The organism is Vibrio sp. TRT 1302, assembly GCF_050113875.1.
Classification (GTDB): Bacteria; Pseudomonadota; Gammaproteobacteria; order Enterobacterales; family Vibrionaceae; genus Vibrio.
This window is the reverse complement of sequence record NZ_JBNJOF010000003.1, coordinates 184793-205313: the sequence shown is the minus strand read 5'-3', so window position 1 is coordinate 205313 and position 20521 is coordinate 184793. Positions and strand designations below refer to the sequence as shown.

At 45.1% G+C, this 20521-nt stretch carries 21 protein-coding genes; 9 read left to right on the top strand and 12 right to left on the bottom strand.

Annotation, left to right across the window (positions count from 1 at the left end; genetic code table 11):
* Positions 1–20 precede the first annotated feature (20 nt).
* The 3 genes from putP (at position 21) to ACQEXP_RS06055 (ending at position 2486) form a co-directional block, all read left to right on the top strand.
* Positions 21–1508: a sodium/proline symporter PutP gene (putP, locus tag ACQEXP_RS06065; RefSeq protein ID WP_269375130.1), complete on the top strand. Its 1488-nt coding sequence runs from the start codon at positions 21–23 to the stop codon at positions 1506–1508.
* A 167-nt stretch (positions 1509–1675) separates the two neighbouring features.
* Positions 1676–1909: a hypothetical protein gene (locus ACQEXP_RS06060; RefSeq protein WP_138970882.1), complete on the top strand. Its 234-nt coding sequence runs from the start codon at positions 1676–1678 to the stop codon at positions 1907–1909.
* Between the two features lie 100 nt (positions 1910–2009).
* Positions 2010–2486 carry an Lrp/AsnC family transcriptional regulator gene (locus ACQEXP_RS06055; RefSeq protein WP_426968808.1) on the top strand — a complete coding sequence of 159 codons (477 nt, stop codon included), beginning with the start codon at positions 2010–2012 and terminating at the stop codon, positions 2484–2486.
* 31 nt (positions 2487–2517) lie between these two features.
* Here ACQEXP_RS06055 and ACQEXP_RS06050 read toward each other — a convergent pair whose 3' ends face one another.
* The 3 genes from ACQEXP_RS06050 to ACQEXP_RS06040 form a co-directional block, all read right to left on the bottom strand.
* On the bottom strand, positions 2518–3222 hold the full coding sequence (locus ACQEXP_RS06050; RefSeq protein ID WP_426968806.1) for a DUF445 domain-containing protein: 705 nt from the start codon (positions 3220–3222) through the stop codon (positions 2518–2520).
* A gap of 119 nt (positions 3223–3341) precedes the next feature.
* The gene (locus ACQEXP_RS06045) at positions 3342–3770 is read right to left on the bottom strand and encodes an acyl-CoA thioesterase (protein ID WP_426968804.1); all 429 of its coding nucleotides are present in this window, start codon (positions 3768–3770) and stop codon (positions 3342–3344) included.
* A gap of 180 nt (positions 3771–3950) precedes the next feature.
* Positions 3951–5381 (bottom strand): methyl-accepting chemotaxis protein, encoded by a 1431-nt coding sequence (locus ACQEXP_RS06040; protein WP_426968802.1) that lies wholly within the window; start codon positions 5379–5381, stop codon positions 3951–3953.
* Between the two features lie 275 nt (positions 5382–5656).
* Between ACQEXP_RS06040 and ACQEXP_RS06035 the strand changes: the two genes are divergently transcribed.
* From ACQEXP_RS06035 to ACQEXP_RS06025, 3 genes are all read left to right on the top strand, one after another.
* On the top strand, positions 5657–6112 hold the full coding sequence (locus ACQEXP_RS06035; RefSeq protein ID WP_269375125.1) for a GNAT family N-acetyltransferase: 456 nt from the start codon (positions 5657–5659) through the stop codon (positions 6110–6112).
* A gap of 242 nt (positions 6113–6354) precedes the next feature.
* The gene (locus ACQEXP_RS06030; protein ID WP_426968800.1) at positions 6355–6711 is read left to right on the top strand and encodes an acyl-CoA synthetase; all 357 of its coding nucleotides are present in this window, start codon (positions 6355–6357) and stop codon (positions 6709–6711) included.
* A 15-nt stretch (positions 6712–6726) separates the two neighbouring features.
* A complete protein-coding gene (locus tag ACQEXP_RS06025) occupies positions 6727–7074 on the top strand; it encodes a GlpM family protein (RefSeq protein ID WP_426968798.1) in 348 nt (115 codons plus the stop codon).
* Positions 7075–7108: 34 nt separating this feature from the next.
* Here ACQEXP_RS06025 and ACQEXP_RS06020 read toward each other — a convergent pair whose 3' ends face one another.
* The 5 genes from ACQEXP_RS06020 to ACQEXP_RS06000 all read right to left on the bottom strand — a co-directional run bounded on the left by ACQEXP_RS06020 (position 7109) and on the right by ACQEXP_RS06000 (position 11984).
* Positions 7109–7948 (bottom strand): energy-coupling factor transporter transmembrane component T family protein, encoded by an 840-nt coding sequence (locus ACQEXP_RS06020; RefSeq protein ID WP_269375122.1) that lies wholly within the window; start codon positions 7946–7948, stop codon positions 7109–7111.
* A complete protein-coding gene (locus ACQEXP_RS06015; protein WP_426968796.1) occupies positions 7945–9633 on the bottom strand; it encodes an ABC transporter ATP-binding protein in 1689 nt (562 codons plus the stop codon). Before ACQEXP_RS06015 ends, ACQEXP_RS06020 begins: the two co-directional genes overlap by 4 nt.
* 6 nt (positions 9634–9639) lie before the next feature.
* Positions 9640–10188: an ECF-type riboflavin transporter substrate-binding protein gene (locus ACQEXP_RS06010; protein ID WP_269375120.1), complete on the bottom strand. Its 549-nt coding sequence runs from the start codon at positions 10186–10188 to the stop codon at positions 9640–9642.
* Between the two features lie 285 nt (positions 10189–10473).
* On the bottom strand, positions 10474–11604 hold the full coding sequence (locus tag ACQEXP_RS06005) for an HlyD family secretion protein (RefSeq protein ID WP_269375119.1): 1131 nt from the start codon (positions 11602–11604) through the stop codon (positions 10474–10476).
* Positions 11604–11984: a DUF3302 domain-containing protein gene (locus tag ACQEXP_RS06000; RefSeq protein WP_426968793.1), complete on the bottom strand. Its 381-nt coding sequence runs from the start codon at positions 11982–11984 to the stop codon at positions 11604–11606. The genes ACQEXP_RS06005 and ACQEXP_RS06000 overlap by 1 nt, the downstream gene beginning before the upstream one ends.
* A 143-nt stretch (positions 11985–12127) precedes the next feature.
* Here ACQEXP_RS06000 and ACQEXP_RS05995 point away from each other — a divergent pair, with 143 nt between their 5' ends.
* Positions 12128–13018 (top strand): DMT family transporter, encoded by an 891-nt coding sequence (locus tag ACQEXP_RS05995; RefSeq protein WP_426969056.1) that lies wholly within the window; start codon positions 12128–12130, stop codon positions 13016–13018.
* Positions 13019–13022: 4 nt separating this feature from the next.
* Here the strand turns inward: ACQEXP_RS05995 and ACQEXP_RS05990 are convergent, their stop codons facing one another.
* The 4 genes from ACQEXP_RS05990 to deoD all read right to left on the bottom strand — a co-directional run bounded on the left by ACQEXP_RS05990 (position 13023) and on the right by deoD (position 18438).
* Positions 13023–14603 carry a diguanylate cyclase domain-containing protein gene (locus ACQEXP_RS05990; RefSeq protein WP_426969054.1) on the bottom strand — a complete coding sequence of 527 codons (1581 nt, stop codon included), beginning with the start codon at positions 14601–14603 and terminating at the stop codon, positions 13023–13025.
* Positions 14587–16071 (bottom strand): tetratricopeptide repeat protein, encoded by a 1485-nt coding sequence (locus ACQEXP_RS05985; RefSeq protein WP_426968791.1) that lies wholly within the window; start codon positions 16069–16071, stop codon positions 14587–14589. Before ACQEXP_RS05985 ends, ACQEXP_RS05990 begins: the two co-directional genes overlap by 17 nt.
* A gap of 126 nt (positions 16072–16197) precedes the next feature.
* On the bottom strand, positions 16198–17667 hold the full coding sequence (locus ACQEXP_RS05980) for a transposase (RefSeq protein WP_426968789.1): 1470 nt from the start codon (positions 17665–17667) through the stop codon (positions 16198–16200).
* Positions 17668–17727: 60 nt separating this feature from the next.
* Positions 17728–18438 (bottom strand): purine-nucleoside phosphorylase, encoded by a 711-nt coding sequence (gene deoD, locus ACQEXP_RS05975; RefSeq protein ID WP_005394915.1) that lies wholly within the window; start codon positions 18436–18438, stop codon positions 17728–17730.
* A gap of 351 nt (positions 18439–18789) precedes the next feature.
* On the opposite strand from deoD, the gene ACQEXP_RS05970 reads away from it, so the two are divergent.
* Positions 18790–19740, top strand: a complete 951-nt coding sequence (locus tag ACQEXP_RS05970) for a YbgA family protein (RefSeq protein WP_269375115.1) — start codon at positions 18790–18792, stop codon at positions 19738–19740.
* Complete coding sequence (locus ACQEXP_RS05965) at positions 19730–20521, top strand: MerR family transcriptional regulator (RefSeq protein WP_426968788.1); 792 nt, start codon at positions 19730–19732, stop codon at positions 20519–20521. Before ACQEXP_RS05970 ends, ACQEXP_RS05965 begins: the two co-directional genes overlap by 11 nt.

Genomic DNA, 20521 nt, shown 5'->3' with positions numbered 1-20521 from the left:
TTCAAAAGAGGACAAATCACATGGAAAATAGCTTTGCTATTACAACCACGTTTATTGCGTATCTGGTGTTGATGCTTGCCATTGGTGTCATCGCATACCAGCGTACAAAAAATTCAAGCGACTACTTTCTTGGTGGTCGTTCATTAGGCCCTTGGCCGGCGGCGCTTTCCGCAGGTGCATCGGATATGAGTGGTTGGCTTCTGCTTGGTCTGCCGGGTTATGCGTACGCAGCAGGCATCGAAGCATTTTGGCTAGCGGGCGGTCTATTGGTAGGTACATGGTTGAACTGGTTAATTAATGCTAAACGTCTTCGTACTTACAGCATCACGACTGACGCACTGACTTTACCAGAGTTCCTATCTCGTCGTTTTAACGATAAATCTAAACTGATTCAGGTTATTTCTGCTTTCTTTATTCTTTTATTCTTCCTTTTCTACACCAGTTCAGGCTTGGTTGCAGGCGGAAAATTATTTGAAACAGTCTTTGGCCTAGATTACTCAACGGCGGTAATCATTGGTACCGTTTGCGTCGTCTCTTACACGCTATTCGGTGGCTTCCTTGCGGTATCGTGGACTGACTTAGTGCAAGGTCTGCTGATGGCAGCGGCACTGATGATCGTTCCAATTACTGCGTTGGAAGGTGGTTTTGGTCAGCTTAGCAATGATCTTGCGGCGATTAACCCACAGCTATTAACGCTATGGAATGACTCTAAAGGTGAACCACTTTCTGCGATTGCGATTATCTCTCTGGTTGCTTGGGGCCTAGGTTACTTTGGTCAGCCGCATATCCTTGCGCGTTTCAAAGCATCTCGTTCAAATAAAGATCTGACAACGGCTCGTCGTATTGCGGTGATCTGGACTGCGCTATCCATGGCAGGGGCGATTCTAGTAGGTCTAGTTGGCTTAGTTTATGTGACAAACTCTGGTGTCAGCATTGATGATGGCGAGAAGATCTTTATGCTTCTAGTTAACTCTTTGTTCCACCCTGTTGTTGCCGGTATCCTACTTGCTGCCATTCTTGCGGCGGTAATGAGCACTGCGGATTCTCAGTTACTGGTTTCCTCTTCAGCGTTGGCAGAAGATTTCTACAAGCAAGTGTTTAAGAAAGACGCGAGCTCTGAAGAGATTGTTATGGTTGGCCGTATTGCCGTCGTTGGTATCTCAGTTGTTGCGCTAGTTTTAGCGATGACACCTGACAGCTCAGTGCTTGGCTTGGTTTCTTACGCATGGGCTGGTTTTGGTGCTGCATTTGGTCCTGCGCTAATCCTTAGCCTTTACTGGGAAAGAATGAACCGTAATGGTGCACTCGCGGGTATTGTGGTTGGCGGTGTGACTATCGTTATTTGGAAGCAGTTATCAGGTGGCTGGTTCGACGTTTATGAAATTGTCCCTGGTATCATTTTCTCGACTCTTGCAATCGTTGGTGTAAGTTTAACGACTGGTGAGCCGGAAGAGGCTGTAAAAGCGCAGCACAAGACGTTCAAAAAGCACTTAGCTGAACTGGACTAATTGATATTGGTTCGAGTGAAAAGCCCCTAAATTAGGGGCTTTTTTGTTGTCTATTGACTATTTATTGAACTTGTCTCACGTTTTCTAAACTAATGTTTGAATTTAATGAACTCTAGGTTCCAAAATATGTCAGTTATCAATAACGCTAACACTTAGGACGAACGGAAATGCCTCACATGTACTGCCATTGTTGTGATAAAAAAACTGCACATAAAATTGTCATGAAGCGTTGTGAGACGCAGAATAATTCGGTAGTTAAAAATATGGCGAACTTCTTTGCCACCGTTTTCCAAGGTGATCACTACGTAAAAATGGAAAAGCAGGCCTTTTGCAGAGTCTGCAATAGCCAAACAGAAGTTGTGACCGCGCAAGACGCTTTTTCTGACGCAAAAATCGCATAACCTTCACATAATTTATCGCTAACTCAACGATCGCTATCTGTGGCTCGGTGCTTTTGTTTTAGAATACCTTCAGCATCTATAACAACTTAATGAGCCGTTAATGGATTTAGATAGAATTGACCGTGAGATCCTACGCGCCTTGAATCTGAAAGGCCGACTTCCTATTGTTGAACTCGCCAAGCAAGTTAACTTAACCACCTCTCCTTGTTCTGATCGGGTAAAAAGATTGGAGAAAGAAGGCTATATTACGGGCTACCATGCTGAGCTAAATCCAGAAAAGCTTGGCTTGGATGTACAAGTGTTCATTCATATTCGTTTGGATCAAACCAGTTTTTCAATATTTGAAAAGTTTGCTCAAGCAGTGGCGGACATGCCAGAAATTGAAGAGTGTTATTCGCTATCAGGTGACTTCGATACCATGATTAAGGTGCGTGTAAAGGATATGAAAGCATATCAATACTTTATGTCGACGAAATTAGGGACTTTGCCCGGCGTGATTCAAACTCGCAGTGAAGTGGTTATTGAAGAGCATAAGACCAGCTTTGGCGTTAATGCAGATCTCATTTCGAAACTATAAAAAAGGAAGCTTACAGCTTCCTTTTTCAATTTTAAGCAATAAAAGATGAAATTATGCCAATAATGCCACCAAAGATTCCCCCCCAAACGACTAACCAGCCTAGGTGTTCTTTGATCATTCTCTGAACGATTTCCTTAACCAGTTTGGGTGTGAGTTCATTGAGGCGCTGATCGATGATGTTCTCAACGTTAGTGCGTATTTCATCCATCATCGCTGGGGCTTCAAACTGTTCTTTTAAGGCATCTTTGATGGTGTCGCTCTGACTCATGTCGACAATCGCTAGTTTCATTTTCTCGACAAAAGGTTGTTTCATAGGTTGGAGCGCTTCTGTGCCACCAAACATCGCCAGCATGCCACCAAATTGAGAGTTAGCGATGACTTCAACGAGTGAGTCAAACGTTGGGTTAAAGTCTATCTTTTCAATCACAGGCTCAAGGTTAAGGGACTTGCCGCCAGCCATTTCCCTGCTTAAGAACTTGTCGATGTTTTCTTGGGTAAAAAACTGCTCCATCATCAGTGTCTTGATTGCTGATTTAAATTCTTCAAAACGCGCAGGAATAACACCGGAACCATAGAGACCTGGAACCTTTTCAAATAGCATATGAATAGCAAGCCAGTTGGTGATGGCGCCTGAAAACGCAAATAGCCCAGCGTATAAGGCAATTTGGTTGTCTGCTTGATAGCCTCCTGCGAGTAAAGCGAGTGCGATAAGATTGGTTAGTAAGCTCTTGTTCATTGACAAATAAGGTGTTTATTAACGATGGAGAGGAGTATATACCAAGTCAAATATGAGATGTCACACAAATTGATTTGGCGCTCTGATGACATCGCCAAATCGAAACTAGGGTTTTGAGATCATCGCTCTTCGGCTAATAAAATAGCTTGTTTGATGTTTTCAGGTATTGAAGCTTTGGTGTGTTGCTTAAAGTCAAACATGACGCAAGTGGCTGAACCAACGGTCGTGACTTTACCAGTGTTCTCACTCACGATCTGGTACTCCATTGTGAATCGGTCGTCTTGCAAGTCAGTGACACGAGAGCCAATTAACAGCGTGTCTGGATAAGTTACCGGCGCTTTGTATCGACATTCGGTGTGGCTAAGCACAGGACCTATATGGTTTTGTTTTAGGTTAACGAGCAGATTGATTTTGTTGAAGTAGTCGAGTCTTGCTGTTTCAAAGTAGCGAAAATAAACCGCGTTGTTGACGTGTTGCAAAGCGTCCATCTCGCCCCAAGCCACCTGAATTTTCGTTACTGTAGCAAATTCGGCCAGTAGTTCTTCCATGTTACATCTCCTTAAACTGAGCTTTTATTCTAGTGGCTAAGTGCGAGCCTGTGCAGAAATTGTTATCAGTTTGTGATCCCAGTTGTTCGGTACAAGGCGGTGCAACTGAAATGTTCGTCACGGAGATGAGTCTGCACTACAGGGCAAAAAGAAAGGACCCAAAGGTCCTTTTTTTGTCTATTAAGTGCGATAGCCTTTTAGTATTTCAGCCAGAGATACGGAGGCTTTAGTAAGATTGGCTACCCCCATTGAGGATTGTTCTGCCACGCTACGAATCGTATTAGATTGCGCTCGAATTTCACTCAGTTCTGAGGCGATGTCATTGGCAACCGCGCTTTGTTCTTCCGCTGATGTTGATATCTGAATGCTCATATCTTTCAGAGCGCGTGCTGATTCGGAAATGGATTGTACGTCATGGCCAATGTCCGCGACGATATCACTGCTGGTTTGAGCTTGGCTCACGGTTTGTTCAGTAATTGAAGCGATACTGCGCGTTTCTGATTGGAGCTTCTCAATCATGGTCTGGATTTCGACTGTTGCGGCTTGCGTTCGTCCTGCCAACGTGCGTACTTCATCCGCTACTACAGCAAAGCCACGTCCTTGTTCACCAGCACGAGCCGCTTCGATGGCGGCATTCAATGCCAGTAGATTGGTTTGCTCAGAGATAGCGTTGATGGTGGTGATCACTTCATTAATTTGTGTCGTGTTATCAGTGAGGCTAGAGACGGATTGTGATGCCTGACCAATGTACTCGGACAGCTTTGTGATTTCATTGATAGCGGACTGAACGCGTTGGTAGCTTTGGTCAATATGCTCAGAATCGCGCTCAGTTTGTGCTGTTGAGTGCTGAGAAATGTTTGTCACTTCTTTTGCTGAAGCAGTCATCTCTTCCATGGCGGTAGCGACAGAATCTAATGAGGCGTACTGCTGACTGATCTGGGTTTCGCTCAATTTCATCTCTTGTTCGAATGAAGCTGAAGTTTCGCTCAGTGTTGTCGCGTTATCTTTCACGGTCACGACTAAGTCGGTTAGGGTATCCATAGCTTTGTCTAGAGCACAGCCGATAGTACCAAACTCATCACGCCCTGGATGGAAGCCAAGGCGAGAGGTTAAATCACCTTCACCAATGCGTTGTGTTGTGGTGTAGAGAACCCACAGAGCACCACCAAGGAATGTGGCGACCCAGTAGCAAAATAGTGCAAAAGGAAGCGCCCAGATAAAACTAAGGGCAAAACTGGTCATCGCTTCGGATTTTAACTGTTGTAACTCACCAGAACGATTTAATGTTAACTGATAGAACTTACCATCTTGCGCTTGTGCGGTCGCTGTAACGACGCCGTCACGGAACGCCGCTGCTTGTGAGCGGTTGACTTGAGTCACATTAGAAAGTGCGCCAAGTTTCTGTGGTTCGGCGACTTTGGCTAGCTCAGCGATGCGCTGTTCTGCGGTGACAACGGCTGACTGCTCGAACATTTCGATAGTATTGGTATATCTTCCACCAGCCAATGAGGCTACCGCTAAGATAAATAGGGCAAAAATCGCCCACATCTTGTCATTGATCGACATTTTAATGAACAAGCGATCTATCGTTCGAAACTCTACTTCTTTCATACTAGGATTCCTTTTCCGTCTCAGCCGGAAAGCTTACAGTTATATTGTAAAAATCTGATTACAAATTTATCGGCCTAAGGTGAAGAATTATGAGTCATCTGTCGCAATAATTTGTAATTAAAATTCCATTTTATCCAAGTAATGTGACAGTGGTCGTTATTCAGAGGAAGCGCGAGTTATACCCGTTGTATATGAATCACAGTCACCATGCAGATGGAAATATTTGGTCTTTTTCTTGCTAAGTTAACAATAGTATTGAGATATAGAGAATGATAATGGAAATTAAAACAGGTCTATTGGATCACCCTGATGTGCTATTGCTACTTGAGCAGCACCTCGCGGATATGAATGCCACTTCTCCCGCCGAGAGCGTTCATGCGTTGGATGTAACGGCGCTGAAGGATCCTCAAGTGACTTTTTGGACAGGCTGGAGCAATGGAAAGCTATTAGGATGTGCTGCGTTAAAACACATTGATGATACGCATGGAGAGATCAAGTCAATGCGTACTGCCGAGACTTCGCGTGGCCAAGGGGTTGCCGCATCTTTGCTCAATCATGTATTGGAATATGCCCATCATTCCGGGCTGAACCGTGTTAGCTTAGAAACGGGCTCTATGGCCTTTTTTGCTCCGGCCCGTTCACTGTATGAGAAATTTGGTTTTGAGTACTGTGAGCCGTTTGCAGACTATGAGCTCGACCCTAACAGCCAGTTTATGACGCGTAATATCTAATTTAACTTAGCAATAGCCCAAGCGTACGAATGCTATCTATTGGTGCGTTCGTGCACTTTAACAGTGCGACAATACAGGTCCAAATACCACATTGTTCTAACGGCAAGATGTCCCAAAGTGTCCAACATGAATTTAGATGTAATTTTCATCTGGTGAGAATTACACCAATCTGATGGGTCGTTATTCTTATCCGCAGTTACTACTCTAGAGCCACATATGCCACCTAGTAGGTGTTCTACACGATGAATCTGATTGTTAATATTCAAAAAAGTGTGCGAAAGCATGGCTTTGAGATGGCGACGAGACAAGCTTGGCGATGTGGGGTCAAAGCCAATTTAGTTAAGCGAGTTATTGGCGTTGCTCGTGGGCAAATTGTGTGTGTCGTTGAAGGTGTTCGTCCTGAACTATCGACAGAGATAAATAACGCGCTTCACTCTGATGACAAGCAGGGCAGATATGTGTTTGTCGGAGGCATTGTTTGGCTCCCAAATGATTTGCTAGCCCCCGGGTTTCCTGACTTTATGTTTATGCACGTTAGAAATCTAGGTACCAAGCATAAATACATGACAGATGAAGAGCTGTTCTTAAATTTGGCGTAGGTAAGGCGTAAGGCTATGGTAGCGTTGTTTTTTAAATGTCTGATTGGGGCCGCCGCTGTGCTGGTGATTGCACTGCTGTCCAAATCGAAGAACTTCTTTATTGCTGGTTTAGTACCGTTGTTTCCAAGCTTTGCTTTGATCGCGCATTACATTGTCGGCTCTGAGCGGAATATGGAAGATTTACGAGCCACGGCCTTGTTTGGCCTCTACTCACTGCTCCCCTATGCTAGCTATCTGTTAGCCGTCTACTATTTCAGCTATCGCTTTAGTTTGGTTCAAACCCTGAGCATGGCTACCGCCGTTTGGGTTGCGTCAGCGATGATGCTGCTCGTAATTTGGACCAGAGGTTTAGCGGTCAGTTAGAAGAAAGCCTAGAGTTCGACTCTAGGCTTTTTTGTTAGAACGGGTACCAGAACAATTCGGTTTCTAGATATCGCTTAGCTACCGCCAATATGACGATGACCGCAATGGCTAGCAGGCAGAGTTTGTCCGTGCTGCCTAGTGGCCTTGAGCTATACCATGAACGGGTATTGTGGCGTCCAAAGCCTCTTAACGTCATCGCGTTGGATATTTCATCCGCTCGGTCCAAGCTTGAGAAGATGAGAGGACCAAGGATTTTAGCCACGTTTTGTAGGCGCTGCACTAGAGGTGTGTTTTTTGATATATCAAGGCCACGGGCCTGCTGAGCGTGCATGATATTGACGAAATCGTTCTTGACCTCTGGAAGGTAGCGCAGTGTCAAACTGACGGCATATGCAATCTTGTACGGCACGCCAATGCGGTTCAAGCTGGCTGCAAACTCTGTCGGGTGAGTAGTAAAGACAAATACCAAAGCAATTGGGAACATGCTGAAGTACTTGAGTGTGACCGTCACCAAATAGAACAGAGTCTCTTGAGTTAGCGAATAGTGACCAGGCAGATTAAACAGAACAGTACTTGATCCAATGTATTCACTGCCTTGTTGGGGAGCCAACAAAAACATAAATAGTGCGTTGAGTGTTAAGACACTGGCTGTACCAATGAGCAAAGGTTTGTAAACTTTGAAAGGTACTTTTGTGATTTTTAGTAAGTACAGGCCTGCCACAATCAGTAAACCAATCAATCGGATATCGAAAGTGGTCAGTACCACAGTGACCCAAGCCATAAATAAGGCGAATTTGGTAATGCCATTTAGTGCATGCAAAGGCGACTTGGTATCGACATAACTGATACCAAACTTCATTTTAGAAGCTTTCATGCTGCGTGATTCTCTAGTTGGATGAAGTACTGCATAAACGCATTGATATCGGCGACATCTAAACACTCTGCCAAATCATATAGGCTAGTGGTGGTTAGATTTGCTTTGTCGAGTAGCTCGGGCTGGCTGAAAACTTCAGTCATCGGCGCATCAGCTATTAAGCGGCTGTCAGAAATAACAATTGAGCGGTCAGTGTATTCGAGCACGAGATGCATATCGTGGGAAATGATCATGACAGTAATACCCAGCTGCGAATTTAGTGTGCGAACAAAGTTCAGCATAGAGGTATAGTTGCGATAATCCTGCCCTGCGGTAGGTTCATCAAGAATCAGCAGCTTAGGCTCTAAAGCAAGGATTGAAGCGATGGTCACACGCTTTTTCTGTCCATAGCTTAGCGCCTCAATTGGCCAGTTTCGGTACTTGCTCAAACCACAGAGTTCAAGGGTATCGAGCACTTTCTTCTCAACCTCTTGCTCTGACAATCCTTTGTTGCGTAAACCAAAGGCAACTTCATCAAAGATCATGTGATGTGAAATCATATGATTTGGGTTTTGTAACACCACACCAATTTGCTGGCTGCGCTCAAAGATAGAAAGAGTAGAGATGTCTTCTCCCTCTAAACAGATAGAACCTGAATCTGGCTCGATCACGCCCATAATTAATTTGGTAAGCGTCGATTTGCCCGAACCGTTTTTGCCAAGTACAGACACAAATTCGCCGTGAGAAATAGTAAAAGAGACGTTTTCCAATGCATTCTTCTCACCATCGTAAGAGTAGGTTAACTCGTTGATGGTAAGCAGACTATCGTCTGAGCGAGTAAGCGTTTTGGTTGGACTCTGCCAGTTAGCAAAGTGAGGCCTGTAGCCAGCGATAGGCATCTCTTTAATAGAGGAATAAGTGTTCAATTGTTCCAACGGACAATTGGCCGCTTTTAGAGCCGTTAAGTAGAGCGGTTCACGAATTCCATGAGTTTCGAGTAGAGTTGACGCCAGTAATGCGTCGGGTGTCATGTCTGCAACAATTTCTCCTTGTTGCATTAGAATGACTCGATCGACGGGGCGGTGTAGAACATCTTCTAGTCGATGTTCTATGATGATGACGGTCTTACCCGTATCACGATGTAACTGATCAATGATCTCGATGGTTTTTCGGCTGGTCTTTGGATCCAAAGCGGCAAGCGGTTCATCAAATAGCAAAGTATCAACATCATCAACTAAAATGCCGGCAAGTGATACACGTTGTTTCTGACCTCCAGATAGATCGTGCGGTGAACGATCGAGCATGTCACCGAGTTCTACCATTTGTGCCGTTGACTTGACGATAGGATACATCTCGATATTCGAGGCCAGTTGATTCTCTAATGCAAAGGCAATATCTTCGCCAACACTCAGCCCAACGAATTGGCTATCGGTGTCTTGTAACACCGTACCAATCTGCTCTGTGTATTGGTGAAGATCCAACTGAGTCGCCGCTTTGCCATTTAAAAGCAGTTGACCTGAAGTCTCGCCTTTGATGGCGTGCGGGATCAGACCGTTCAGGCATTGGCCAAGTGTCGACTTTCCGCTACCACTTGGCCCTATAATGACGATTTTCTCTCCTTTCTCTATCCTTAGATTGATATGTTTAAGCGTCGGTTTATCCAGTGACTCATATCTAAAAGAGAAGTCAGAAAATTCAATGGTCATTATCGTTTAAGCCTCAGAAAGATTGCGGCTTTGTTTGTTGCGTTTTGCGACAGATTTAAGGATAAAGTAACCCACAACGGCGATCAGAACGGTGTTACCCGCAGCGATGATCGTCAACTGAGTAAAGACCTTGGTGAATGGTTCTGCGTAGAGAACGGTGTCGAGCAAGGCTGAACAGCCGTAGCCAAATACATTGCCAACCAAAGCAAGGAGAACGAAGAGAATGAAATCTTTGTTATCGAAGTGGCCGTGAGAGATACGCTGTTTGGTTAAGATAGGGAAGAAACCGATCACCAAGCCGACAATGCCTGAGCCCAGAACCCAAGTTAGCCATACGCCCCAGCCAGCAAATAAATCGGTCACCCAGTGGCCGATAAACCCAACTAAGAAGCCGACGATAGGGCCAAATAGTACAGAGAAAAGAGCTAATACAGCCATTGCTGGTTTAAGTGTTGTATTGGCGAAAACTGGAATACCAAACATAGGCAGCCCGCCGATACCGTAAAGTGCTGCGCCGATCGCAATGACCACCACTGTTTTTGCTGAAAAGTTCATAGATAACCTTTTGTATTACATCCTTTCATCCGTCATTTTAGTGATTAATAACGAGCGAATGAATGGCAATGAAATTGTAAAAGAACGCAATGATAGGTGCTTTATTTGATTAAGTTTTATACACCTAAGTTCGTAAGGCGCAGATTATACCTTCAGAGCTTGAGCTTGGAAAGCTAACTATCTGGATGGCTAAAAAGTAGCAGATGCTTTTACTGATTTAAAATGCTGTCCTTAATCCTGATAATGAAAAAGGCCTCTATGGTAGAGGCCTGTTGATAGGTAGGGTTAATGATCGAGATAGAGGTAGTTTTGCCAGCTCTTCATTCGAATCAGGACTTTACGCATGATAGAAACATGGCTGAATCTATCTGAATAGACGGCCACTTCAACGGCAGTACCTAAAGGAAGTTGGTACTCAGTGAGGTCGTCAGTAATTTTAAGCGTCACAAAGACTCGTCCACTGGTTCTCAATGCTTCAGTACCGAGTAAGCTACCACGAGCTTGGAACTGGCTCTCACCGATAGCGGGTAAAACATCAATCACTTCGCCTTTAAACACTTTGCCTGGTAGTGCTCTGAATAGAAATTCAGCTTCAAAACCTGGTTTTAGTCTTTGTAGCGAATTTTGGCGAAACGCGGCGGTATAGATTTTTTCTTCGGTATGGACGAAAGTCATAACCGGTGCCAGCGGTAGCGGTACGGCCATCACACCAGGTCGAAGCGCAAGTTGTGTGGCAAAGCCATCTGTGGGCGCTCTAACGACGGTCTGCTCTAAGTCAAACTCGGCTTTGCGAAGGTCAGCTAAAAGGCGAGCAACCGTGGTGTTTTCACCGCCGATCTCAGAGTCTAGCGCTAGCTCAGCTTGTTCAACGCCCGCTGCTGCGGACTCAACGGCTGCTTGCGCCGCTTTGTAGGTTTGGCGGCGAGTATCAAGTTGTTGCTCGGTGAACGCACCTTTATCGTAACCACGTTGATAGCGTGAGAACTCTCTTTGTGCTTTATCTCGTTCAGCAATCGCTTGTACTTCTGCGGCTTTGGCGGCCTGAAGCTTAGACTCTAAGCCAAGCGCTCCCTGACTTGCCTCTTTGATTTGAGCTTCTAACTTAGCTACTTCGGCCTGATAAGGGATGGGATCGATTCGGAACAAAATATCGCCTTGTTGCAATGGCTTATTTGCTTCGACAGGGACCTCAATCACTTTACCACGCACGCCAGACACGATAGGTGTTGAAGAGAAAACCTGATTGCCAATCTGAGTAAATGGGTGGTTGAAGTTCATCAATAGAATCAGCGTACCGATCAAAACCACGCCCCCAAGTACTGCTGTTGGGACAGTCCACTTATTCAATGGGATATTGAATACTTTGAAAATGGTAATACACAGTGCGGCATAAGTCAGAATGAGTAGTAAATCCATTATTGCTCCTCCTGCTTATTGTTATCATCAGCCTTTTGCTGCCTTTGGCTGGCTTTGAGGGTTGCAATTTCCTGCTCTAACTGAGCGACCTGATCGATGAGGATGGTCACTCGATGGTGGATATCATGCTGCTCTTCTTCGAGCTTTTGAAATCCCCAGCCACGCTCTTTTCGCCAAATGGTGGCCCAAATCCACAAAAATGGCCAAATGGCATGAAGAGTAAAGAGGCTAACCCAGCCCGCGTAGTGAATGGCGTCTTGGTGGGGATGCCCGCGTTCTTTAGCTATTTCATAGGGAATATCGTGAATAACGATAATGCCATAGAAGATAACTAGGGCAACAAAGACCAACAGCCCTAAGGCGAAGTAGTCTAAAAACATAGCTAAGTCCTTGAAGTGGTGTTTCTAAATTTAAATCGTACGGCGGTTGAGACATAAAGTATAGAAATAAAAACAACAAATTAGCGATTAATTGGTTACAATTTTATCAAAAATTAAAGCACAGTAACGTTATGCGAGGAATGATGGGTTTTCAGGGAGAAATTGCCGCAATTGGCGCTGCAATGGTGTGGGCGCTTGCTACTTGGATCTATAGCCAGTTTAGCCATCGTTTTTCAGCACTGCAGCTGAATATTCTAAAAGGCGTCATTGCTTCGGTTATGATGCTGGTCGTACTGCCGCTTGAAGCACAGTTTGACCAACCGATCTCTAAAGAACACTTACTGATTTTGGCTCTATCTGGCGTGATTGGAATTGCGGTGGGCGACAGTGCGTACTTTGCCTCATTGAGGCGGATTGGTGCCAACAAAACACTCTTGCTGGAGTCATTGGCTCCGCCGCTCTCCGGTGTACTGGCTATCGTCGCTCTTGGTAGTACACTGTCATCACAGAGTTGGCTTGGCGTCATGATCACCACTCTTGCGGTTACTTTCGTCATCTTTCAACCCACTGAAAACAGCAGCAATATGTCTTGGTCAGGCATAGCTTTCGGCTTGTTGGCGAGCGTGTGTCAGGCGACAGGCGTGGTTATTTCTCATTACGCTTTAGTCGCTGGTGATCTTCCACCGCTGCTCGGTGCATTGATCCGACTGTCTGTGGGAGTCATGGCGGTGATAGTGGTGATCCAGTTTGTTGAAAAAGCCCCTTTTCGAATGATAAAACAACACTTAAAAGAACTGACATCACAAGCGTTTTTGTGGCTGCTGGGGGCGATTTTTGTTGGTACTTTCTTAGCTCTATGGTTGCAACAGGTATCACTCAAATATGCCAATCCGGCAATTGCGCAAACCTTGATTGCGACCAGTCCTTTGTTCATGCTTGTGATTTACGTGTTTAAAGGACAGCGAATCGATGCCAAAAGTGCTGTAGGTACAGTGGTCGCGGTGGGTGGTATTTCCTTGTTCTTTATTCAGTAGTTGACTACTCAGTGCAGACTTGGTTGCGCCCATTTGCTTTGGCTCGATAAAGGGCTTTATCTGCTCGATAGAATGTGCGCTGGGTGTTTTCACCCTCACGGTGGAGCGTAATGCCAATACTCACGGTTAGCCCGCGTTCGCCAAGGATATTTTGCCAACCAAAATTGAAAATACGCTCACGGTAGTTTTCGGCATGCAATTCGGCCTGCTCGAGTGTAGAACGTTCGAGTATCACCAAGAACTCTTCTCCACCAAAACGCACACATGAAGCGCCCCGAAACTTGAAATAGGTTGAAAGTTCGTGGGAGACGTTAACAATAGCTTTGTCTCCAACCAAATGGCTTAACTCATCATTGATCGACTTAAAGTGATCGATATCGACGACCATCAACGCAAATGGCACATCATGCAACAGCAAGTCTTTCAGTTTGACATCTAGCCAACGGCGGTTGTGTAGAGAGGTCAAAGGATCGGTAAACACATCTTGTTGAAGCTGAGCTACCGTATGTTTTTGGTTTTCGGTGGTCTCTTTCAGCTCTCGGTTTTCTTGCTCAGACAAGATCAGTTTTAATTGCAACTCAAAACGAGAAAGTCGACGTAGTTGACTGGCGCCTAACTCCCCGATTGGGATCTTCTTCATTAGATCACTCTCAATCCGGTAGGCGCGTTTTTGGTAGTCTAGGGCACTTTTGAAATCATTTCTCTGTGCGCTAATTTCTGCCAGCGAGTTACATAGCTGAAGGTTGAGGATCGGAGACGCGTATTGTTTGATTCGTTTGCGTGTCGATTCTAGAACCCAATTCGCAATATGAGGCTTATTTACTTCACACAGGCAGGCAGCAAGTTCTAAACGAATCATGTTAGACAGCCAAGTCGAGTGAATGTTACCTGTCGTGTACTGTACGTTGCCAAGACAACGCATCGCGGAGTCTAGTTGTTTGCCTTGTCGATATAATTTTGCTTGGTAGAGAAGAATCTGGCCAGACAGGACTTTGTCACTGACTAAGATGCTTAACTCTTCACACTCTTTAATCAGATCGCTTGCCGCAGTGGTTCGATTGAGTTCGATATAACACGCCAACATATAGAGTTTGTATCGCAAACGGAGCGAACGACTACTAATGGCATGGTCGATACTGTCAACTTTTTGGTAATAACGCAGTGCGCGGTTGTGATCGCCATAGGCATCGCATAAGTTGCCCATACCTATGACGGCAAGAACATAAGCATCAATGAAGCCGTTATCGACCGCTATCGTCGATGAACTGCTGTATTCACCAAGAGCGCCGTGGTAATCACCATTTTCTACCAGTTTATCTGCAAGTGCGTTACGTACCTCTAAAATCAGCTCCGCGTCTTCAGGCAGAGAGAGATAACTTAATGCTTGTCTAAGCTCATCGATGCTGGCTTGCAATTGCTTCAGCTCAAAACGAAACTCAGCGCTAATGACTAAACACTGCGCTTTTTCCTGCGATGTGGTTGCTACATGTAGTCTGACATGATCCCAAAATATCAATGCCTCTTCACCGGACACGGAAGCAGCATCTAAACCGGAGTCAGATATCTTTTTAAACAATGCTTCCATCATGATCTTCCTGTTGCAGGCTATCTTCGAGCTGCTCTAATGTGAAAGGGAAAGAGAGAATATCTTGGTATACAACCTTAGGTAAGTCTTGGTTGAGCCCACGACGGTGCCAAGGGTAAATTTCAATCATTTTTGCAAGGATATGGAAAACGTTAAGCGCTTCTTCACCTTTGTCGGCCAGAAGTAATCCGAGGCGTTCACTACTCAGTCGAGCCAGCAGATCTTGTTTATTACAAATCGAGTGTGTCAGTTCCGCACAGACATCAAGACAGTTGGAGTCATGGTGTTGGATGGTGATGACGGCATGGTTCGAGCGTTTAAGCTCGGTCTTGAATAGAACTAACTGCTCCCACCAATAGGTTTCCGATACCATCTGACTTAACTGTTTGTCTGGGTCAAATTCATGTTGACCACGAATTCGGTTGATCAGCTTGCGGGCGCGTTGTTCGAGCTGTCGTTTAGACGCGCGGGCTTTATCGTTGCTCACTCTTGCTGTTTGCTCGCGGAGCATAGCAATAGAGTGTTTACGATATTTTTGAAACGCTTCAAGGGCGGTTTTGTAGTCGCCTGACTCTTCAGCGACACGAGATTGTTGGAAACAGATTTGCGATAGCAACTCGCCATTGTCGAAGGAGATGGCAGACTGTTCTGCCTGTATAAGTAATTCTGCGGCTTTTTCGGGTCTTTTACGAAGAAGTTCGACTCGCGCTCGGCTAATAAATGAGTGCGCCTTCATCCAAATGAGATCGTGGCGCAGAGCGAGTTCGTGAGCTTTGCTGGTGGCTTGTTCGGCATCCTCGACGCGCTCAAGTCCTAGCAAGGCTAATCCCCTAAAATCCCACACTTCTGCTTGCCATGTTTTATCGTGGTGGTCTTTTAACACTTCCATCGCACCATCAAGAACCGAGAGCATTTCCACATAGTTGTTGAGTAAATACAGATCCCAAGCGAGTAAGATTCGTGCCTTGCCTTCGAGCCAGCCAATACGACTGTTATTGGCAACCTTAACGGCTAATTCATGGGTAGATTTGGCAAGTTGATATTCGTGGGTGATACGCCAGACATTACCAAGACCAATCAGTGCTTCGAGTTGGATTTCTGTTTCATCAACTAGGGCTGACTGCTCTAGCGCGTTGATCCAAAATTGCTGTGCGGAGTAGTATTTGGCTTCTCCCCAGTAATGCAGGGCGTGAATGTGTAAGATTTCTGGAAGGAGGTCGTCAGTATCAAGTGCATTGAGTTTACTATGGGCGTCTTTTATGTATTTTAAGCCCTTGCGGTATTCCATTGTGCACCAAGCACAACGAGACATGATGATTAGACACTGGATTTCACCTTCAGGGTAAAGGATCTGCGACGAGCGAGCGGCGCATTGCTCAGCAATCGCCCACACTTTATCGGGTTCCGTTTCAATTCGCCCTTTGAGTTGCTCAATTTCGACTTCTAACAGCCGCTGGCTTTTATCCAATGAATCAATCCTTTACTGCATCAGTGTTCACATACCTACTGGTATTATATTAATTGCTAAAGAATGAACACTACTAAAAGTGCTAAAACAGAAACTGTTTACGGGCATTCGTCACATTACTGAGAATTATGAAAGTAGCTCGCGCAAAGTCAAAGGTGATTGAGTCAATTCTAAAGTTTGAGCGGCTGTCCTTCCTGTCTTATCCTGATAGCATAAATTATGCCATGCTCTGAATATATCAAGCATTGGCATCAGTCCACCTGGACGTAATTTGCGTCGAGGTTCATTGATAAAGCTCTCAAACAAAGTTTGAAAACGATGTTGATAAAACTCTGTTTGGCGAATTGAAGCCTTACGAAGCCACTGTTTTGGTTGGTTATTATTCCCAGCTAGGTAACAAATACCTTTAGCGGCTTGTTCTCCAGACACAATTGCCCATCTGTCGCGCCACCATCCCATATGAACAATGTCGATTTTGTCGATTGGGTTTTCTTCTCGCCACGCTTTATCTTCCTCAACATACATAAGGTCGATATTTTGACGCTGTATTCTAGGCAGGCAAACACTCAATGCCGCAGAACGTAGTACCGGATCTTGTGGCAAATATATGGAGACTTGACGCTCGCTCTGACACATATCCATCACGTGTAGAAAATGCGCGTAGGAAGTATAGGGTGGACGAATCAACGCCCCCTTCGACGGGTAGTTAAATACCGTAAGATTTCCCATTGGATCTTCAACGTTACCGCGAGCCAAAATGGTTTGATATTGCTGATCAATGCGCTCCCTTAAGAAAGGAGAAGGGGTTGGCGCTGGCATATTGGCTTCGGATGAATGTTCACGTGAAACGAATCGTGCCGGAAACTGATACGGATCGTGATCAACACTCCCACTAGGTTCTTCGTCAGCAGAATAATTGACGTGTTGACATAAGATGTAACCACTGTGCGCTTCACCAGTCGCTATCCACAAAACGCCATTATTGCTTTTGGGCTGGAGAGAAACGTAATGAGAGGCAAGCTCATAGTTTTGAGCATGGTTTACCCAACGGGCGTCAAACATGGCCAGTTTTCTACGGCAACGACTTGCGATGTGATCGAGGTGATCGTAAAACGTCTTTGGATTGATCTCTAACTTACGGCATATTTCGCGTACGGAATAGCCCATAAAGAGCAAACCAAGCAGGTTTTCTTGGAAGTGCAGTTTTTTATTGGCACCTGACCATTTATCGACAAACGTCGACTGACATGACTTACAACGGTAACGTTGGCGGTCACCGCTATAGCCAAAGGCATGGTATAGATGTTTATGGGTGTGGACAGAAAGTCCGAAGTTTTGACAGTCGTCATTACGACAGGCGGGTAGGCCGTCGCTGTGGAGATGTCTAAGGCGGTGAAGTTCATTTAAAACTTCACGGTTATTAAGTAAGGGGGGGAAAGCACCACACTCCCGACATACCATCGCAGGTCGCTTAGGGTTAGCATGCTGCACAACGTAACGATGCGCTTCACTCAATCCAAAGTTGTCACACGCCAATGTTTTACAAAAGTTGAGCTGTAACCCGTCTGCTTCCTGTGGCAGTTTGCCAGTAGTCACTATCTCCCCCTCGGGATATTCAGGCCACCAAAGACATCTCTGGCGGCAATAAGAATAGAATTAGATGTTGATCGCTGTTTCTAGAGCCACTTTCATCATGTCGTTGAATGACTTCTGACGCTCTTCTGAACTTAGCTTCTCACCACGGATGATGTGGTCAGATACAGTTAGGATAGTTAGTGCTTTCGCGCCTAAGTCTGCAGCAACACCGTAGATACCTGCTGCTTCCATATCAACACCTAGAATGCCTAGTTTTTCCATCTTCTCGAAGATGTCTGCTTCTGGTGTGTAGAATAGGTCTGCAGAGAATACGTTACCTACTTTTACAGGAACTTGTTGAGCACGCGCTTGGTTCACGGCTTCTTCAAGTAGACCGTAGTCAGCAATAGCCGCGAAATCATGGTTGTTGAAACGAATGCGGTTAACTTTAGAGTCAGTAGAAGCACCCATACCGATCACAACGTCCATTAGGTTTACGTCGTCACGTACCGCGCCACAGCTACCTACACGAATTACGTTCTTCACACCGTACTCAGCGATAAGTTCGTGCACATAGATACAACAAGAAGGGATACCCATACCGTGGCCCATAACCGATACTTTTTTACCTTTGTAAGTACCAGTAAAACCAAACATATTACGAACGTCACAAACTTGCTTGACGTCTTCTAGGAAAGTTTCAGCGATGTACTTAGCGCGAAGCGGGTCGCCTGGCATAAGTACTGTTTCTGCGAAATCACCAGGTTGAGCGTTAATGTGTGGGGTTGCCATAGTTATTACTCCAAATTTATTAGTCAATCATGGTGCTGATTACTAATTGTGTTGATTTTGAAAAATCTGTTGAGGCAATACTAGCTATATCTGCCAATACTCCATGAGAAGTATGTCACAAAAGAGCGGCTATGTGTGCCAAACATACCTATTGATAACTAAATATGTTGAAACTGGTAAAGCAATCGATTCGGAAAAACGTTTGCTTTATGTGGTGAACCAAATAAGCAATTTTTTCGTATCATTTGCCATGATTGTACAAACACTATTTTTGTACAGTTGAAGAAAATTATGCTAAAACTTGTACAAGATGTTTACTTGTATAGCCTAAAGGTTCGTAAGGAGCTCGCTATGGAACAGAAGATTAAAATTGGCATCAGTGCTTGTGTATTGGGCGAACGAGTTCGATTCGACTCTGGTCATAAAATCAGTAAGTTTGTGACCAAAGAGCTCGCGCCTTATTTTGACTTTGTATCCGTCTGTCCTGAGGTGGGGGCCGGGATGCCAGTACCAAGACCGACGATTCGCTTGATTTCGAATGAAGAGCGAATTGCTCTGGTCGAAACGAAGGATCCGAGCAAGGAACATACTCAACAAATGATCGACTTTTCTAAAGCAAAAGTAGAGGCGCTAGCAAGTGAGCAGCTATGCGGCTATATCGTCTGTGCTAAATCTCCAACTTGTGGCATGGAGAGAGTCAAAGTCTACAAAAAGGGTGGGGCTGAAAACATTGGTGTCGGGCTTTATACCAGAGAGTTAATGGAACGAATGCCTTGGCTACCGGTAGAAGAAGACGGTCGGCTCAATGATCCTGTGCTTAAAGAGAACTTTGTCACTAGGGTCTACACTTTACAAGATTTCTATCAGTCTATGGGTGATGAACCGACGAGAGGGAAAATCGTCGCATTCCACTCTAGATATAAGTTGGTACTGATGGCACACCATCCTCAGTCCTATAAAAAATTAGGCAGCTTAGTCGCCAATATGAAAGAGTATCCGCTTGATGAGTTTTACCTTCTTTATCGTGAAGGGCTAATGAAAGCGATGTCGTACCGAGCGAGCAGAAAGAACAACACCAATGTTCTTCTCCATATTCAGGGCTATTTTAAACGCCAATTAGGTAAAGCCGAGAAACAAGAGCTGCGTCAGACCATCGATGATTATCGTGTTGGTTTACTCCCTTTGCTTGCGCCACTCACTCTGCTTAAACATTACTTGTCAGCGCATCCTGATCAGTACCTTTCTCAGCAGGTGTTCTTCCAACCTCATCCTCAGGAGTTACGTTTAAGATATGGATTGTGAACAAAAGCAGTACGCAATTAGAGAAGTGTCTCAACTGACTGGTGTAAAGCCCGTAACATTGCGGGCTTGGCAACGACGATACAATTTAATTCAGCCACACCGTACGGAAAAAGGCCACCGAATCTATACTGAGCAGCATATAGCGCTTATTGGGGAAATACAGAGCTGGCTCAGTAAAGGAGTTTCTATCGGTAAGGTTAAACAGGTTCTAGATCTGAATGACGCCGGTGAGGCAAATGAGCTGGCCACTGTCAACCAGTTGGATGAGGTGCCGTTGCTACTAGAGGCTCTCGCTAAGCTCAGCAAAAACAAAGCGGACTCCATCATCGCTACAGTGCTGAAAGAGTACCCGATTGACATTGTAGAGCGGCAGTTCATTCAACCCACTGAAAAAGCGCTTTCGGTGGTTCGGTTTGGTTTACGATCACTCCAAACTGGGATGATGAGAACTTTGTTAGTTGCACGGCTTAACGAGATTGTAGAAGCAGAAAACAAAGTATCGAGTTCTAAACGATGTTTACTTATTTGCTATGAAAGCACCAACGATATCGAGTCTCGCTTGTGGGCATTAACGCTTTCTCAGTCTGGTCTGCATGTTGTCATTGTCGATGGTGTCGATGACTTGTCGGGATTAGTGGAACACCCTGACTTACATGTTTATGACACATTGGCGATTTTTAGTGGACGCCCAGTTACAGCAGCCCAGCAATCTCACATCGAGAGAATTAAGCTCAGTTTTAGCGGCAACCTGGAACTATCCGATATGGTAGAAAGCGAGTAA

What these genes read in the sequence shown, in the direction of transcription:
- putP (WP_269375130.1), top strand. Translation starts at nt 21, where the DNA reads ATGGAAAATAGCTTTGCTATTACAACCACGTTTATTGCGTATCTGGTG.
- ACQEXP_RS06060 (WP_138970882.1), top strand. Translation starts at nt 1,676, where the DNA reads ATGCCTCACATGTACTGCCATTGTTGTGATAAAAAAACTGCACATAAA.
- ACQEXP_RS06055 (WP_426968808.1), top strand. Translation starts at nt 2,010, where the DNA reads ATGGATTTAGATAGAATTGACCGTGAGATCCTACGCGCCTTGAATCTG.
- ACQEXP_RS06050 (WP_426968806.1), bottom strand. Translation starts at nt 3,222, where the DNA reads ATGAACAAGAGCTTACTAACCAATCTTATCGCACTCGCTTTACTCGCA.
- ACQEXP_RS06045 (WP_426968804.1), bottom strand. Translation starts at nt 3,770, where the DNA reads ATGGAAGAACTACTGGCCGAATTTGCTACAGTAACGAAAATTCAGGTG.
- ACQEXP_RS06040 (WP_426968802.1), bottom strand. Translation starts at nt 5,381, where the DNA reads ATGAAAGAAGTAGAGTTTCGAACGATAGATCGCTTGTTCATTAAAATG.
- ACQEXP_RS06035 (WP_269375125.1), top strand. Translation starts at nt 5,657, where the DNA reads ATGGAAATTAAAACAGGTCTATTGGATCACCCTGATGTGCTATTGCTA.
- ACQEXP_RS06030 (WP_426968800.1), top strand. Translation starts at nt 6,355, where the DNA reads ATGAATCTGATTGTTAATATTCAAAAAAGTGTGCGAAAGCATGGCTTT.
- ACQEXP_RS06025 (WP_426968798.1), top strand. Translation starts at nt 6,727, where the DNA reads ATGGTAGCGTTGTTTTTTAAATGTCTGATTGGGGCCGCCGCTGTGCTG.
- ACQEXP_RS06020 (WP_269375122.1), bottom strand. Translation starts at nt 7,948, where the DNA reads ATGAAAGCTTCTAAAATGAAGTTTGGTATCAGTTATGTCGATACCAAG.
- ACQEXP_RS06015 (WP_426968796.1), bottom strand. Translation starts at nt 9,633, where the DNA reads ATGACCATTGAATTTTCTGACTTCTCTTTTAGATATGAGTCACTGGAT.
- ACQEXP_RS06010 (WP_269375120.1), bottom strand. Translation starts at nt 10,188, where the DNA reads ATGAACTTTTCAGCAAAAACAGTGGTGGTCATTGCGATCGGCGCAGCA.
- ACQEXP_RS06005 (WP_269375119.1), bottom strand. Translation starts at nt 11,604, where the DNA reads ATGGATTTACTACTCATTCTGACTTATGCCGCACTGTGTATTACCATT.
- ACQEXP_RS06000 (WP_426968793.1), bottom strand. Translation starts at nt 11,984, where the DNA reads ATGTTTTTAGACTACTTCGCCTTAGGGCTGTTGGTCTTTGTTGCCCTA.
- ACQEXP_RS05995 (WP_426969056.1), top strand. Translation starts at nt 12,128, where the DNA reads ATGGGTTTTCAGGGAGAAATTGCCGCAATTGGCGCTGCAATGGTGTGG.
- ACQEXP_RS05990 (WP_426969054.1), bottom strand. Translation starts at nt 14,603, where the DNA reads ATGGAAGCATTGTTTAAAAAGATATCTGACTCCGGTTTAGATGCTGCT.
- deoD (WP_005394915.1), bottom strand. Translation starts at nt 18,438, where the DNA reads ATGGCAACCCCACACATTAACGCTCAACCTGGTGATTTCGCAGAAACA.
- ACQEXP_RS05970 (WP_269375115.1), top strand. Translation starts at nt 18,790, where the DNA reads ATGGAACAGAAGATTAAAATTGGCATCAGTGCTTGTGTATTGGGCGAA.
- ACQEXP_RS05965 (WP_426968788.1), top strand. Translation starts at nt 19,730, where the DNA reads ATGGATTGTGAACAAAAGCAGTACGCAATTAGAGAAGTGTCTCAACTG.